Source organism: Bacillus sp. ABR (assembly GCF_056172715.1).
The window spans coordinates 244,567-258,920 of the sequence record NZ_JAOYSL010000002.1 but is presented as its reverse complement, the minus strand read 5'-3'; the positions used below and the strand labels follow the sequence as shown (position 1 = coordinate 258,920).

Genomic DNA, 14,354 nt, shown 5'->3' with positions numbered 1-14,354 from the left:
GAAAGGGGTTTTGCCAAATGGGAAAAAGCAAAGCAAAGAAAAAACGAGAGCATATCCAAAGGCAGCACAGCCGAAATCCAGAACTGTCGAGAGGAAACATGCCGCATTTTAGCACACACGAAAGGAAGACAAAAACAAAACAAGAAGTCTTGCAGCACATGATGAAAAAACATAAAGGACGAAATGCTTATGATCACTATCAAGAGGATCATAAGCATTTTTATTTTGCTTTTTTGTGACAACTAGATCAAATAAATGGAAAAATTTTAAAAAATAGGACAAACGGTCGTTTCTTTTTGTCTAAAAATGTAGTTAAATGACAAAAAGAAACGAAAGGGAGAGTGAGTATTGTGAACGTCAAGTCATTTGGAGCAGGGCTTTGTATGGCAAGTGTGCTTGTGGCATCGGTCATGTTTGGCGCGTCAGATATTTCTGCAAAGGAACAAGCAAAAAAAGAGTACATGATCGGCTTTTCTTCTTCCGTTCAAGACAAAATACAAAAACAGCTTGTAGAAGAAGCTGGCGGGCATGTGAAAGAATCCATAGAGCAAATAGATATGATGAAAGTGTCGTTGAATGAGACATCAAAAAAGAAACTGAATGAAGCAAAAGAAGTGACCTTCATTGAGGAAGACCAAAAAGCAAAAACAAGCAGTCAAACTGTTCCATATGGCATCAAAAGCATCAAAGCACAAAAGGTACATAAACAAGGATACGCTGGACAGAATGTCAAAGTAGCAGTTCTTGACAGCGGTATCGACGGCAAACATGAGGATTTACATGTCACCGGCGGGGTGAGCTTTGTACCGACAGAGTCCGATCCGCTTGTAGATCCGCATAAACATGGGACGCATGTGGCAGGGACAATTGCCGCTTTAGATAATAAGGTAGGTGTCGTTGGTGTTGCGCCAAAAGCCTCTATCTATGCTGTCAAGGTGGCAGATGAAAATGGTGACGGTTACTATAGCTGGATCATAAAAGGGATTGAATGGGCCATTGAGAATGACATGGATGTCATCAATATCAGTATGGGGGGAGCAAGTGAATCTGAGGCGCTGAAAGAAGCGGTAGATCGAGCGTATGATAAAGGGATTCTCATTGTGGCTTCTGCAGGGAATGAAGGAAGTTATGGCTCTCTCAATACGATTGACTATCCGGCTAAATACAGCTCCGTGATGGCTGTTGCCTCTGTTGACCAAAAAAAGCAAAGAGCTTTTGATTCATCTGTTGGCGAAGAACTGGAAGTCTCAGCACCAGGCGTTTCAACGCTGAGCACCATTCCTCATAACGAATATGGCTACATGAGCGGAACGTCAATGGCATCACCGCATGTAACGGGCGCTGCGGCTGTCATTCTATCAAAACATCCGAATCTGACTAACGATGAAGTGCGTGAGAGACTGTCAAAAACGGCGACAAAACTTGGAGAACCTTTTTATTACGGTGCCGGGCTTGTGAACGTACAAAAAGCCGCACGATAAATGAAAAAGAGAAAGCAGTGAGCAGGCTGATTTCTCTTTTTTCTTTCAATAAAACTGTCATGTTTCGTAATCTCTCTCATAGAATCTAGTAACCTTACGATTTGGGAGGAAGACACATGCGGAAAAAGTCTTGGAAGGAGCATCTTCTTCAGCACGTAAAAGATCATCTCTCGATTTATTTATTTGTCTCTGTACTCTTTTTAATGGGTGTGATCTTCGGTGCCATCATTGTCAATAGCATGACATTCAGCCAGAAAGAGGATTTATTCTATTATTTAAATCAATTTTTTGGTCAGCTGACGAATGAGAAGGCAGCAGAATCAAAAGAAATGTTTTTACAAAGCTTCCTGCATCATATGAAATATTTAGGCCTTATGTGGATCCTGGGAATATCCATTATTGGTCTGCCGCTCATCTTTCTCATGATCTTTTTAAAAGGAATTGTTGTTGGATTTACTGTTGGTTTTCTCGTGAATCAAATGGGGCTGAGTGGATTTTTTCTCTCGTTTGTATCGGTGCTTCCGCAAAACATTCTGCTTATTCCAGCCTATTTAGTGATTGGCACCTGTGCGATTGCGTTTTCCATCCGTCTCATTGGACAGCTCTTCATGAAAAAAACCATCAGTCAAGCACCCGTCCAGTGGTTTGGCCGGTATGCATCGGTTCTGCTGATGATTTTAGCGCTTGCTGCACTTTCATCTTTTTTTGAATCGTACATATCATTCATGCTGATGAAAAAGCTGGCAGGTATTCTTTTATAATTGTTATTAATTAATAATCAATTTATTTATCAATTTAAAATGATTATAGTTGGCTCTCAGCACATCATTTGATATAATGATCAAGTAATGTGGCGTAGGAGGGAAAGTCAATGGAAAATAGGATTGATCGAATTAAGAAACAGCTTCATTCTTCCAGCTACAAGCTCACGCCACAGCGTGAAGCCACAGTAAGAGTACTGCTTGAGAATGAAGAAGACCATTTAAGTGCAGAAGATGTATACCTCCTCGTAAAAGAGAAGTCTCCTGAAATTGGTCTTGCTACTGTTTATCGGACGTTAGAATTGCTCACTGAACTGAAAGTTGTTGATAAAATTAACTTTGGAGACGGCGTTTCGCGATATGATCTTCGCAAAGAAGGAGCCGCTCACTTCCATCACCATCTTGTCTGCATGGAATGCGGAACAGTCGATGAGATAGAAGATGATTTATTAGAAGATGTCGAAGAGATTATTGAACGTGACTGGAAATTTAAAATTAAGGATCATAGATTGACATTCCATGGTATTTGCCACCGGTGTCATGATGATGAATCCGGCAAATAATCCGAATTGGAACCTTTTCATTTAAGATGAAGAGGTTTTTTGCATTTTCGCTGTATATTCCTTGTCCTACCTGGCATATGCTGAAGTAATGAGAAGGTGAGAAAGGACTTGAAGATCATGCGAAAATGGCTCAAAACAACAGGTGAAGTGATCAAAGTATTTATCTTGTTCACAGGTTTTACCGTCCTGTTCTATTATGCTATGATATGGATAAATTCAGAATATGAAAGCTACCATCGTTATGATAAACCAGAGGGTGCAGCAATTAAAGTGATGGAAATGGATCAGCCGAATCAAGACAATTGGCAAGACCGATTGATTTATTTTTATCAAAACGGGGAGTAGAAATCATTGAACGATCAATTATCCGACTTTATTCATTTTATGACCGTAGAGAGAGGACTCTCTGAAAATACCATTGTTTCTTATAAAAGAGATTTGCAGAACTACTTGTCTTTTTTAATGACACATGAACAGCTGACGGATATTAGCGATGTCACGCGCCTGCATATCATTCATTATTTAAAGCAGTTAAAAGAGGAAGGGAAATCGAGTAAAACGTCTGTACGGCATCTATCATCGATCCGTTCCTTTCATCAATTTCTGCTTCGGGAAAAAGTGACAACGGATGACCCGTCATGGAACATTGAAACGCAAAAAACAGAGCGGACATTACCGAAAGTTCTATCATTAGGGGAGGTCGAAAAACTGCTTGATACACCAAATCAGCACACTCCCTTTGACTACCGAGACAAAGCAATGCTTGAGCTCTTATATGCAACAGGCATTCGCGTCAGTGAAATGCTGGATCTGACCCTTGCAGATGTGCACCTCACAATGGGCTTTATCCGCTGTTTTGGAAAAGGAAGAAAAGAGCGAATTGTGCCAATCGGTGAAGCTGCCGCAAGCGCAATTGAAGAATATATCGAAAAGGGAAGAAGCAAGCTGTTAAAAAAACAGCCGTCCGATGCCCTGTTTCTCAATCATCACGGGAAAAAAATGTCGCGCCAGGGCTTCTGGAAGAACTTAAAGAAACGAGCCATTGAAGCAGGGATTCAAAAGGAGCTGACGCCTCATACGCTCAGACATTCATTTGCTACACACCTGCTTGAAAACGGTGCGGACTTAAGAGCTGTACAGGAGATGCTCGGACATGCCGATATCTCAACAACACAAATTTATACACATGTGACGAAAACAAGACTGAAAGATGTGTATCACAAATTCCATCCAAGGGCATAAGTAAAGCATGACACGATGAACGGGTGTCATGCTTTTTCATCTTTACACCGTTTATGGTTGTCAACTGGCTTGTAAACGGTTTATACTTGAGATGTCTGACCTCTTACTGTTTGTAAGGTCAAAAGACAAGAATATTGAAGGAGGCGCTTTTTAATGCCTGATTATCAGTATAAACGCATTTTCCTCGTCGTAATGGATTCAGTAGGGATTGGGGAAGCACCAGATGCTGCTGATTTTAATGATGTAGGTGCAGATACACTTGGACATATTGCTGAAAAAATGAACGGGCTTCATATGCCGAATATGGCGAAGCTTGGGCTGAGTCATATTAAAGAAATCAAAGGAATTCCAGCGGATGAAAAACCGCTTGCGTATTATGGAAAAATGCAAGAAGCATCAAATGGTAAAGACACAATGACAGGGCATTGGGAAATCATGGGTCTTTACATAGACACACCGTTCAAAGTCTTTCCAGACGGATTCCCAGATGAACTATTAAATGAATTAAAAGAAAAAACTGGCCGAGGTATTATTGGAAATAAACCTGCGTCTGGTACGGAAATTTTAGATGAGCTTGGCGAAGAGCACATGAAAACAGGCGATTTAATCGTTTATACATCTGCGGATTCTGTGCTGCAAATTGCTGCGCACGAAGAAGTTGTGCCATTAGATGAGCTTTACCGTATTTGTGAAATTGCCCGTGAACTCACATTAGATGAAAAATATATGGTTGGACGGATTATCGCTCGTCCGTTTGTCGGAGAGCCTGATGCTTTTGTTAGAACACCAAACCGTCATGATTATGCGTTAAAACCATTTGACCGTACAGTCATGAATGAACTCAAAGATGATGGGCTCGATGTCATTGCGATCGGAAAAATCTCTGATATTTATGACGGCGAAGGAATCACATCATCTCTTAGAACAAAATCGAACATGGATGGAATGGACAAGCTGGTCGATACACTTAAAACAGACTTTACAGGACTCAGCTTTTTGAACCTTGTTGATTTTGACGCTCTTTACGGACATAGAAGAGATCCAGAGGGTTATGGAAAAGCATTAGAGGAATTTGACGCACGTCTTCCTGAAGTGTTTGACCTGTTGAAAGAGGATGATCTTCTTGTGATCACAGCAGATCATGGAAATGACCCGGTTCATCACGGAACAGATCATACAAGAGAATACGTTCCGCTCATTGCTTACAGCAAAAAGCATCAGGAAGCAAATGAACTGCCAACAGCAAAAACATTTGCTGATCTTGGGGCAACCGTTGCCGATAATTTCAAGATAGCGATGCCAAAATACGGAACAAGCTTTTTATCTAAACTCAAATAGGGGGAAATCTCGTGGGAGCACAGTTTTCAGAAGCGGCGGCATATATTAAACAAGCATCGACATATGTACCAACAGTTGGATTGATTTTAGGATCAGGGCTTGGCATTTTAGCAGATGAGATTGAAAATCCAATCAAAATAAAATATGAAGATATTCCCGGATTCCCTGTTTCAACAGTAGAGGGACATGCAGGGCAGCTCGTGATCGGAACGCTGAAAGGCACTGTCGTTTGCGTGATGCAAGGACGTTTTCATTTCTATGAAGGGTATGATATGAAGCAAGTGACGTTTCCTGTCCGTGTGATGAAAGAAATTGGTATTGAAACATGCATTGTCACAAATGCAGCCGGCGGAGTGAATACTTCATTCCGTCCAGGAGACCTCATGCTGATCACAGATCATATCAATATGATGGGAACCAATCCATTAATTGGCCGAAATGACAGTCAAGGCGTTCGTTTCCCTGATATGTCTGCACCGTACGATAAAGAATTGCTGGCACTTGCAGCAGAAACAGCCCAGCGTTTAGGTATATCTGTACAGCAAGGGGTTTATGCAGGGATGACAGGCCCTTCATATGAAACACCTGCTGAAGTTCGTTTCCTTAGAACGCTTGGAGCAGATGCGGTAGGAATGTCGACTGTTCCAGAAGTCATTGTTGCGCGTCATGCAGGAATCAAAGTACTTGGCATTTCATGCATTTCCAATGCGGCATCTGGTATTTTGGATCAGCCGCTGTCACATGATGAAGTGATCGAAGTAACGGAAAAAGTGAAAGCAAGTTTTCTTGATTTAGTAAAAGACATTGTCAAACAACTTTCATAGCATGTGTCCAGAAGCCTTCTGCTACCCAAGCAGAAGGCTTTTTTTATTTGCAATCATACGATCTCTGAATAAAACAGCCTGTATGAGGAAAAAATAGAAAGGATTACGATAATGGAGGTCTGCCACTTGAAACGTCATATATGTGCATTGTTTATTTTAATGATCCTTATCTCAATGGTTTCACCATCTGCGACAGCAAAAGAAAAGATTGAAAAACCAGGAGAAAAACAAACATCAGAATTGGCACACGAAGCCAAATCAGCGATCTTAATAGAACGTGACACGGGAAAGGTGCTTTACAACAAAAACAGCGATGAAAAGCTTGCACCCGCAAGTATGACCAAAATCATGACGATGCTTCTCATCATGGAAGCTATAGATCACGGTAAACTGAAAATGACAGACAAGGTCAGAACGAGCGACTATGCAGCGTCCATGGGAGGGTCGCAAATCTTCCTTGAACCAGGAGAAGAAATGACCGTGAAAGAAATGCTGAAAGGCATTGCGATTGCGTCAGGAAATGATGCTTCAGTTGCCATGGCAGAGCATATTGCAGGATCTGAAGAACAGTTCGTAGAGCAGATGAACAAAAGGGCGAAAGAGCTTGGCCTCACCTCAACAGTCTTTCAAAACCCAACAGGGCTCCCTGAAAAAGACCACTACAGCACAGCTCACGATATGGCAATAATGGCAAAAGAGCTGTTGAAATATGAACAAATCACAAAATTCACAGGTGTCTACGAAGACTATCTACGGCAAAACACAGATAAAAAATTCTGGCTTGTAAACACAAACCGTCTGATTAAATTTTATCCAGGTGTCGATGGGGTGAAAACCGGTTTTACAGGTGAAGCGAAATACTGTTTAACTGCATCTGCTAAAAAAGGCAACATGCGCGTCATTGCGGTTGTCTTCGGCGCAAGTACCCCGAAAGACAGAAACGCTCAGGTAGTCAAAATGCTGGACTACGCATTTAGTCAATATACGACTCATCCGCTTTACAAACGAGGGCAAGATGTGGCGGAGGTCAAAGTAAGCAAAGGGAAAAAGAAAAATATTCAGCTCGTTACTTCTGAACCGATCTCCCTTCTAACGAAAAAAGGCGAAAATGTGGATCAGATCAAAAAAGAAATCAAATTGTCTCATGATGTCAAGGCTCCATTTTCAAAAGGAACGGAACTTGGTACGATCGTCTTGAAAAAAGACGGAAAAGTGCTGCATGAAAGTCCTGTAGAAGCAAAAGAAGGAATGGAAAAGGCAGGCATTTGGACTTTCTTCAAACGAGCAATGGCTGATTTTGTGAAATGGAAATAAAAGGCGAAAGGCTGCTGAAATGGGCAGTCTTTTTGCTATGAGGAAAAAGAAAAGAACATCTAAATGTGACGAATGGTCACTAGTTTTGTCATGGTGAAGGATTTACTTCATATAAAAGAGAAACACTCTTTATCCGAAATAGAGCAAGGAGGAATAAAAAGATGAGCCTTGGTATTGATTTTCAAGTAAAAGAGAGCGTACTTTGCATTCGGTTAACAGGAGAGCTCGATCATCACTCCGCAGAAACATTGAGACAAAAGGTGACGAATTATTTGGAAACAGAGGACATTCGCCACATTGTGCTGAATCTGGCTGATTTATCATTTATGGACAGCTCTGGACTCGGAGTGATTTTAGGAAGATATAAAGAGATTAAGCAGCTTGGCGGAGAAATGGTCGTCTGTGCCATCTCGCCAGCAGTGAATCGGTTATTTGATATGTCTGGTTTGTTTAAAATCATTCGTATGGAGCCTTCAGAGCAAACGGCTTTGCAAACATTGGGGGTGGCGTCATGAGAAATGAAATGAATCTGACTTTTTCGGCATTAAGCCAAAATGAATCGTTTGCGAGGGTGACAGTCGCGGCGTTTATCGCTCAGCTTGATCCGACTTTAGATGAATTAACAGAAATCAAGACCGTCGTATCAGAGGCAGTGACAAACTCCATCATCCATGGCTATGATGGGAATCCAGATGGCAAGGTGCATATCCATGTCACATTAGATGACCATGTCGTCTACCTCACCATCCGTGACGAAGGCATGGGTATTACCGATCTTGAGGAAGCAAGACAGCCGCTTTTTACAACAAAACCAGACTTAGAGCGCTCTGGAATGGGCTTTACCATCATGGAGAATTTTATGGATGATGTCATGGTGGATTCATCTCCAGAAATGGGCACGACCATCCGTTTAACAAAGCATCTATCAAAAAGCAAAGCGCTTTGTAATTAAAGGAGCTGCTCATATGGATGTGGAGGTAAAAAAGCAAGCTAAAAAAGCCCAGCTGTCAAATGATGAAGTCAAAGAGCTCATCAAAAAAAGCCAAGACGGTGATCAGCAAGCAAGAGACCTCCTCGTAGAAAAAAACATGCGTCTTGTTTGGTCCGTTGTTCAGCGCTTTTTAAATAGGGGATATGAACCAGATGATCTGTTTCAGATTGGCTGTATTGGACTGCTGAAATCTGTGGATAAATTTGATTTGTCATATGATGTAAAGTTTTCAACGTACGCCGTCCCAATGATCATCGGGGAAATTCAGCGATTCATTCGGGATGATGGGACGGTCAAAGTGAGCCGGTCATTAAAGGAACTCGGAAATAAAATCCGGCGGGCAAGGGATGAGTTGTCTAAGTCTCATGGAAGAATGCCGACCGTTCAAGAAATTGCCGAATACCTTGATATCACACCAGAGGATGTCGTCCTCGCCCAAGAAGCGGTCCGCTCACCATCATCCATTCATGAAACAGTGTATGAAAATGATGGGGATCCGATAACATTGCTTGATCAAATTGCCGATCATTCTGAAGAAAGATGGTTTGACAAAATTGCTCTGAAAGAAGCGATCAAGGAATTAGAAGAAAGGGAAAAACTCATTGTGTATTTAAGGTATTATAAAGACCAGACACAATCTGAGGTTGCAGAAAGACTTGGCATTTCACAGGTGCAAGTCTCACGGCTTGAAAAGAAAATTTTAAAGCAAATCCAAATGCAAATGGATCAAAAAGACAGCTAGCCAATTCGGCTGGCTTTTTTTGTGTGGTAATTACCGGTAAATCAAGTTCTATCAGTATGAGAACCATTTTTCACCACATACTATTTTTAACCCCTCGTATAGGAAGTGACTTGGATGGACGGACAAATCTTTATTCGGCTGCGCCATCGAATCAAGACCGGAATAGATCAGCTCATTTATTTAGAGGATGTCGCCCAAATCACTGGTGATGAGTTTGCTGTGCAAAAGCTTAGCAAAATGCCGGTGTATCATGTCAGCAAAAAGGATCGTCACATCGCCGTTCTTGATATCATGCATGTCGTCAAAACGATCAAAAAAACGTGGCCAGATATCGACATTCAAACCGTTGGCGGCTCTGAGGCCATTGTTGAAATTGATACAGGCAAACGCCAGCTTTCTCCCGTTTTATTTGTGTTTGTATGGCTTCTATTATTTGTCGGAGCGGCGCTTGCCATTATGAATTTCCACGAGGATGTCAGTATGCGGCTCGTTCATATCCGCCTATATGAAATGATCACAGGGAAAACGGTTGAGCATCCGTATTTATTACAAATTCCATATAGCTTTGGACTCGGCCTTGGGATGATTTTGTTTTTCAATCATGTATTTAAAAAGCGTTTAAATGAAGAACCAAGTCCGCTCGAAGTGGAAATGTTTAAATATCAGCTCGATCTCGATCATTATGTCGCACTCAATGAAAATAAAGAAACATTGAAGGATATCCATGATCGGTAAATGGCTTTTTGTCGTACTCGTTGGACTTGGCGGCGGTTTAACAGTCGGAGCAGGATTTGTGGCATTTCTTACAGTGCTTGGCATCATTCCCCGCTTAATGCAATTAACCAAAACGCAGCGCTTCATACAAGGGTACGAGGCGGCAGTCATTAGCGGGGCGGTTGTTGGCGGCTGGGCCACCTTAAGTCAAATACATCTGCATTTAACCAAATGGCTGGCGCTGCCGGTCGGTCTTTTATCAGGCATCTTCGTCGGTATGCTTGCAGCTGCACTCACTGAAGTATTAAATGTACTTCCTATATTAACGAAAAGAATTGGAATGGACGGGAAAATAGTTTTGCTGCTCATGGCCATCGTCTTAGGAAAGGTATTTGGTTCACTATTTCATTGGCTTATTTATATTTAAGAAATTGGAGGGAACAACACGTGTCGAGTTTAAAAGAAAACTATCCATCTAAGGTGAAAACATATCAGCCCAAACCTCCTTATGTCCTCAACTGCATCAAGGCGTTTTTAGTTGGCGGCTTAATCTGTCTAATAGGTGAGGGGCTGCAAAATTTCTATATCCACTTTTTTGATTTTAATGAAAAGACAGCAGGGAACCCGACAGTGGCAACCCTCATTTTAATTTCTTCTCTATTAACGGGTATCGGTATTTACGATAGAATCGGCCAGTTTGCTGGAGCGGGATCGGCCGTACCGGTAACAGGCTTTGCTAACAGTATGACAAGTGCTGCCCTTGAGCATAAAAGTGAAGGGCTTGTTTTAGGTGTTGCCACAAATATGTTTAAGCTCGCTGGGAACGTCATTGTGTTCGGTGTCGTCTCGGCATATATCGTAGGGATCATTCGATACATCTTCGAAAAGATGTTTTCGTAGGAGGAATGAAAGGTGAAACTAACAGGTAAACAATCTTGGGTATTTGAGCACAAGCTTTATGTCAATGCAGAAGGAACTGCTGCAGGACCTAAGGAAAAAGAAGGTCCAATTGGACATTTAATTGATAAAACATACGATGAAATGCACTGTGATCAAAAGAACTGGGAAATGGCTGAAAGGAAGCTCATGGATGATGCGATATCAACCGCTTTATCGAAAGCAAATTTGCAAAAAAGCGATATTGATCTGTTGCTAGCTGGAGATTTACTCAACCAGAACGTCACAGCAAACTATGTGGCAAGAGAGCTGAAGATCCCGTTTCTCTGCTTATTTGGAGCATGCTCGACCTCAATGGAATCGGTCGCCATTGCGTCAGCACTCATTGATGGCGGCTTTGCAAATAGAGCCATCGCAGCAACAAGCAGTCACAATGCGACCGCAGAACGCCAATTTCGAAACCCGACCGAATACGGCGGACAAAAGCCAGATACAGCAACAAGTACCGTAACAGGGAGCGGAGCCGTTATTATCAGCCAAGAGCCCTCACAAATTCAAATTACAAGTGCAACGGTAGGCAGGGTCATGGATCTTGGCATTACAGATCCATTTGATATGGGATCGGCCATGGCACCGGCCGCGGCAGACACCATCAAGCAGCATTTAGAAGACTTAGGAAGAACAGTAGATGATTACGATTTGATTTTAACTGGAGATTTATCAGGCATTGGTTCACCGATTTTAAAGGATCTCCTGAAAGAAGAAGGCATCCAGCTTGGGCGAAAACACGATGATTGCGGTTTAATCATCTATACACCCGATCAAAACGTATTCGCTGGAGGCAGCGGCTGTGCTTGTTCAGCTGTTGTGACATTTAGTCATATTTTTCAAGAAATGAAAGCAGGGAATCTGCAAAGAGTACTCGTTGTCGCAACCGGGGCGCTACTCAGCCCAATGATGGTTCAGCAAAAAGAGACCATTCCAACCATTGCGCACGGTGTCGTATTTGAGCGTGCAGGAGGAGAGAGCTAATGGATTATCTTATCGCTTTTGTGGCAGGCGGACTTATTTGTGTCATTGGCCAGCTTTTGCTAGATGTACTCAAACTCACGCCGGCACATGTCATGACTACTTTTGTTGTGGCAGGTACCATTTTAGACGGATTCGGTATTTATGATAAATTTATTGAATTTGCAGGTGCGGGCGCAACCGTACCAATCGTCAGCTTTGGTCATAGCTTGCTTCATGGGGCAATGCACCAGGCAGATGTACATGGATTCATCGGCATCGGTATCGGTATTTTTGAATTAACCTCTGCTGGAATATCAGCTGCGATTTTATTCTCATTTATTATCGCACTGATCTTTAAACCGAAAGGATAACCGAATATGGGGCAAAGACGGAAAGTCATTTTAGTGACAGACGGAGATATATATGCTGCCAAAACCATTGAGCTCGCCGCTAAAAACGTCGGCGGACGATGTATTTCCAGCTCAAAAGGAAATCCAAGCAAACGGACAGGACCTGAACTTGTTCAGATGATTTTAAAAACGCCGTATGATCCAGTCTTTGTGATGTTTGATGATTCTGGACTGACCGGAGAAGGAACAGGCGAGACGGCGATGAAACATGTGGCACGCCACCCTGAAATCGAAGTTATTGGCGCGATTGCAGTTGCATCCAAGACGCACCAAGCCGAATGGACAAAGGTCCATGTCTCCATTGACCGGGAAGGTGAACTGACAGAATACGGTGTCGACAAACACGGTCTTCCCGAAATGGAGCCCCATAAAATGAGCGGGGATACAGTGTATTGTCTTGACTCCCTCAATCTCCCGTTCGTTGTCGGGATTGGAGATATTGGCAAGATGGGACGGAAAGATGATCTGAGCAAGGGATCTCCAATCACGATGAAAGCAGTGGAATTAATATTAGAAAGGAGTGGCTTCCATGAAGAAAGACAAGGTAAACGTGTACCGAGACCCGAAGAAAAATGAAGATTACTTCAAAGAAAATGTCGGAATGGGTCTCAGCTTTGACCTTGGTGTTCGGAAAATTTATATACACGATCAGGAAATCCAGCTTTACTATGTAAACGGGTTGTGTGATACGCAGTATGTCATCTACTTATTAAAAGAACTAATCGAAATCAATGACAACGAACCAGAATCAGATGATCTTGCACATGTAGTCGAGAACCGCCTTGTCAATCAGCAGGTCTCCAAGGTAGAAACGCTGGATGAAGCGGTGGATCAAGTGCTGTCCGGGCTTGTAGCAGTTGTTGTAGAAGGTGAAAACTACGCCTTTATCATTGATGTTAGAAGTTATCCTGGCAGAATGCCTGAGGAGCCGGATACAGAAAAGGTTGTCAGGGGAGCAAGAGACGGATTTGTTGAAAACATTATTGTAAATACAGCGCTTATTCGAAGAAGAGTGCGGGATGAAAAGCTGCGATACAAAATGCTCAAAGTAGGCGAGCGTTCCAAAGCCGATGTTTGTGTTTGCTATATTGAAGATATTGCAGACCCAGATCTTGTAGATATTATAGAAAAAGAAGTATCAGGAATTAAGGTTGATGGGCTGACGATGTCTGATAAAACGATTGAAGAATTTATTATTAAGCAAGGATATAATCCCTTTCCGCTAGTGCGTTACACCGAGCGTCCAGATGTCGCCGCTAACCACATATTAGAAGGGCATGTCATCATCATTACGGATACATCCCCTAGTGTCATCATTACACCAACCACTATTTTTCACCACGTTCAGCATGCAGAAGAATATCGCCAGGCTCCTGCCGTTGGTACATTCCTAAGATGGGTACGCTTTTTAGGCATTTTATGTTCTACCTTTCTTTTGCCGATTTGGTTTCTTTTTATCCTTGAACCAAATCTTCTGCCTGACAATTTAAGCTATATTGGGTTTAACAAACCTTCTCATATCCCTGTGATTCTCCAAGTGTTCCTTGCTGATTTCGGGGTGGAATTTTTAAGGATGGCAGCAATTCATACGCCAACCGCATTGTCGACCGCCATGGGACTGATCGCGGCTGTTTTAATTGGACAAATCGCTATTGATGTCGGTTTGTTTACACCAGAGGTCATCTTATACGTTTCACTGGCGGCGATCGGTACCTTTACAACGCCAAGCTATGAGCTGAGTGTCGCCAATAAGATTGTCAGGCTCATCATCCTAGCACTAGTGGCGATCTTCAAGCTGAATGGACTCATCATTGGTTTTACGTTGTTACTCATTTATTTAACTTCCATTCGTTCATTGCAGACGCCTTATATGTGGCCGTTCCTCCCTTTTAATGGGAAGGCTCTGTGGCAAGTGCTGATTCGGACGTCTGTTCCTGGCTCAAAAGTAAGACCGAGCATCGTTCACCCTCAAAACAGATCAAAAATTCCGCCAAATTCTTAAGGCTCATTGAAAGTGGCTGAAGATTGTGATATTGTATTTTTAACTTTGAGACAAGGCAAAAGGC

The 14,354-nt window shown here is 42.3% G+C and carries 19 protein-coding genes; all 19 read left to right on the top strand.

Going from position 1 to position 14,354, the window contains the following annotated elements:
* The first annotated feature begins 17 nt into the window (after nucleotides 1-17).
* The 19 genes from OIT90_RS06640 (at nucleotide 18) to OIT90_RS06550 (ending at nucleotide 14,290) form a co-directional block, all read left to right on the top strand.
* On the top strand, nucleotides 18-239 hold the full coding sequence (locus OIT90_RS06640; RefSeq protein ID WP_039179694.1) for a hypothetical protein: 222 nt from the start codon (nucleotides 18-20) through the stop codon (nucleotides 237-239).
* A gap of 111 nt (nucleotides 240-350) precedes the next feature.
* Nucleotides 351-1,481 (top strand): S8 family peptidase, encoded by a 1,131-nt coding sequence (locus tag OIT90_RS06635; RefSeq protein ID WP_082672218.1) that lies wholly within the window; start codon nucleotides 351-353, stop codon nucleotides 1,479-1,481.
* A gap of 116 nt (nucleotides 1,482-1,597) precedes the next feature.
* A complete protein-coding gene (gene spoIIM, locus OIT90_RS06630) occupies nucleotides 1,598-2,242 on the top strand; it encodes a stage II sporulation protein M (protein ID WP_039179689.1) in 645 nt (214 codons plus the stop codon).
* 110 nt (nucleotides 2,243-2,352) lie between these two features.
* On the top strand, nucleotides 2,353-2,805 hold the full coding sequence (gene fur / locus OIT90_RS06625) for a ferric iron uptake transcriptional regulator (protein WP_003215577.1): 453 nt from the start codon (nucleotides 2,353-2,355) through the stop codon (nucleotides 2,803-2,805).
* Between the two features lie 117 nt (nucleotides 2,806-2,922).
* Nucleotides 2,923-3,150 (top strand): YqzK family protein, encoded by a 228-nt coding sequence (locus tag OIT90_RS06620; protein WP_024428058.1) that lies wholly within the window; start codon nucleotides 2,923-2,925, stop codon nucleotides 3,148-3,150.
* Nucleotides 3,151-3,156: 6 nt separating this feature from the next.
* Nucleotides 3,157-4,047, top strand: coding sequence for a site-specific tyrosine recombinase XerD (gene xerD, locus OIT90_RS06615; RefSeq protein ID WP_039179686.1), 891 nt, complete (start codon nucleotides 3,157-3,159; stop codon nucleotides 4,045-4,047).
* A gap of 153 nt (nucleotides 4,048-4,200) precedes the next feature.
* The gene (deoB, locus tag OIT90_RS06610; protein ID WP_064497560.1) at nucleotides 4,201-5,385 is read left to right on the top strand and encodes a phosphopentomutase; all 1,185 of its coding nucleotides are present in this window, start codon (nucleotides 4,201-4,203) and stop codon (nucleotides 5,383-5,385) included.
* An 11-nt stretch (nucleotides 5,386-5,396) separates the two neighbouring features.
* A complete protein-coding gene (locus OIT90_RS06605) occupies nucleotides 5,397-6,209 on the top strand; it encodes a purine-nucleoside phosphorylase (protein ID WP_474892378.1) in 813 nt (270 codons plus the stop codon).
* Between the two features lie 159 nt (nucleotides 6,210-6,368).
* Nucleotides 6,369-7,523 (top strand): D-alanyl-D-alanine carboxypeptidase family protein, encoded by a 1,155-nt coding sequence (locus OIT90_RS06600; RefSeq protein ID WP_369880173.1) that lies wholly within the window; start codon nucleotides 6,369-6,371, stop codon nucleotides 7,521-7,523.
* A 161-nt stretch (nucleotides 7,524-7,684) separates the two neighbouring features.
* Nucleotides 7,685-8,038 (top strand): anti-sigma F factor antagonist, encoded by a 354-nt coding sequence (spoIIAA, locus tag OIT90_RS06595; RefSeq protein WP_024422866.1) that lies wholly within the window; start codon nucleotides 7,685-7,687, stop codon nucleotides 8,036-8,038.
* Nucleotides 8,035-8,475 (top strand): anti-sigma F factor, encoded by a 441-nt coding sequence (gene spoIIAB / locus OIT90_RS06590; protein WP_024422865.1) that lies wholly within the window; start codon nucleotides 8,035-8,037, stop codon nucleotides 8,473-8,475. The genes spoIIAA and spoIIAB overlap by 4 nt, the downstream gene beginning before the upstream one ends.
* Before the next feature lie 13 nt (nucleotides 8,476-8,488).
* Nucleotides 8,489-9,256, top strand: a complete 768-nt coding sequence (gene sigF, locus OIT90_RS06585) for an RNA polymerase sporulation sigma factor SigF (RefSeq protein ID WP_024422864.1) — start codon at nucleotides 8,489-8,491, stop codon at nucleotides 9,254-9,256.
* Between the two features lie 114 nt (nucleotides 9,257-9,370).
* Nucleotides 9,371-9,991 carry a stage V sporulation protein AA gene (locus OIT90_RS06580; protein ID WP_059377134.1) on the top strand — a complete coding sequence of 207 codons (621 nt, stop codon included), beginning with the start codon at nucleotides 9,371-9,373 and terminating at the stop codon, nucleotides 9,989-9,991.
* The gene (locus OIT90_RS06575; RefSeq protein WP_034280358.1) at nucleotides 9,981-10,397 is read left to right on the top strand and encodes a stage V sporulation protein AB; all 417 of its coding nucleotides are present in this window, start codon (nucleotides 9,981-9,983) and stop codon (nucleotides 10,395-10,397) included. Before OIT90_RS06580 ends, OIT90_RS06575 begins: the two co-directional genes overlap by 11 nt.
* A 20-nt stretch (nucleotides 10,398-10,417) precedes the next feature.
* Entirely contained in the window at nucleotides 10,418-10,870 is a 453-nt protein-coding gene (gene spoVAC, locus OIT90_RS06570; RefSeq protein WP_039179667.1) for a stage V sporulation protein AC, read from the top strand.
* 12 nt (nucleotides 10,871-10,882) lie between these two features.
* On the top strand, nucleotides 10,883-11,899 hold the full coding sequence (spoVAD, locus tag OIT90_RS06565) for a stage V sporulation protein AD (protein WP_039179664.1): 1,017 nt from the start codon (nucleotides 10,883-10,885) through the stop codon (nucleotides 11,897-11,899).
* Nucleotides 11,899-12,249, top strand: coding sequence for a stage V sporulation protein AE (gene spoVAE, locus OIT90_RS06560; protein WP_007501045.1), 351 nt, complete (start codon nucleotides 11,899-11,901; stop codon nucleotides 12,247-12,249). Before spoVAD ends, spoVAE begins: the two co-directional genes overlap by 1 nt.
* A 6-nt stretch (nucleotides 12,250-12,255) precedes the next feature.
* The gene (gene spoVAEA, locus OIT90_RS06555) at nucleotides 12,256-12,864 is read left to right on the top strand and encodes a stage V sporulation protein SpoVABEA (RefSeq protein ID WP_047204121.1); all 609 of its coding nucleotides are present in this window, start codon (nucleotides 12,256-12,258) and stop codon (nucleotides 12,862-12,864) included.
* On the top strand, nucleotides 12,818-14,290 hold the full coding sequence (locus tag OIT90_RS06550; RefSeq protein WP_047204120.1) for a spore germination protein: 1,473 nt from the start codon (nucleotides 12,818-12,820) through the stop codon (nucleotides 14,288-14,290). The genes spoVAEA and OIT90_RS06550 overlap by 47 nt, the downstream gene beginning before the upstream one ends.
* Nucleotides 14,291-14,354: the final 64 nt, after the last annotated feature.

Bases quoted from the DNA above. Each gene is read 5' to 3' on its own strand.
- OIT90_RS06640 (WP_039179694.1), top strand. From the start codon at position 18: ATGGGAAAAAGCAAAGCAAAGAAAAAACGAGAGCATATCCAAAGGCAG.
- spoIIM (WP_039179689.1), top strand. From the start codon at position 1,598: ATGCGGAAAAAGTCTTGGAAGGAGCATCTTCTTCAGCACGTAAAAGAT.
- fur (WP_003215577.1), top strand. From the start codon at position 2,353: ATGGAAAATAGGATTGATCGAATTAAGAAACAGCTTCATTCTTCCAGC.
- OIT90_RS06620 (WP_024428058.1), top strand. From the start codon at position 2,923: ATGCGAAAATGGCTCAAAACAACAGGTGAAGTGATCAAAGTATTTATC.
- deoB (WP_064497560.1), top strand. From the start codon at position 4,201: ATGCCTGATTATCAGTATAAACGCATTTTCCTCGTCGTAATGGATTCA.
- OIT90_RS06600 (WP_369880173.1), top strand. From the start codon at position 6,369: ATGATCCTTATCTCAATGGTTTCACCATCTGCGACAGCAAAAGAAAAG.
- spoIIAA (WP_024422866.1), top strand. From the start codon at position 7,685: ATGAGCCTTGGTATTGATTTTCAAGTAAAAGAGAGCGTACTTTGCATT.
- spoIIAB (WP_024422865.1), top strand. From the start codon at position 8,035: ATGAGAAATGAAATGAATCTGACTTTTTCGGCATTAAGCCAAAATGAA.
- sigF (WP_024422864.1), top strand. From the start codon at position 8,489: ATGGATGTGGAGGTAAAAAAGCAAGCTAAAAAAGCCCAGCTGTCAAAT.
- OIT90_RS06580 (WP_059377134.1), top strand. From the start codon at position 9,371: ATGGACGGACAAATCTTTATTCGGCTGCGCCATCGAATCAAGACCGGA.
- OIT90_RS06575 (WP_034280358.1), top strand. From the start codon at position 9,981: ATGATCGGTAAATGGCTTTTTGTCGTACTCGTTGGACTTGGCGGCGGT.
- spoVAE (WP_007501045.1), top strand. From the start codon at position 11,899: ATGGATTATCTTATCGCTTTTGTGGCAGGCGGACTTATTTGTGTCATT.
- spoVAEA (WP_047204121.1), top strand. From the start codon at position 12,256: ATGGGGCAAAGACGGAAAGTCATTTTAGTGACAGACGGAGATATATAT.
- OIT90_RS06550 (WP_047204120.1), top strand. From the start codon at position 12,818: ATGAAGAAAGACAAGGTAAACGTGTACCGAGACCCGAAGAAAAATGAA.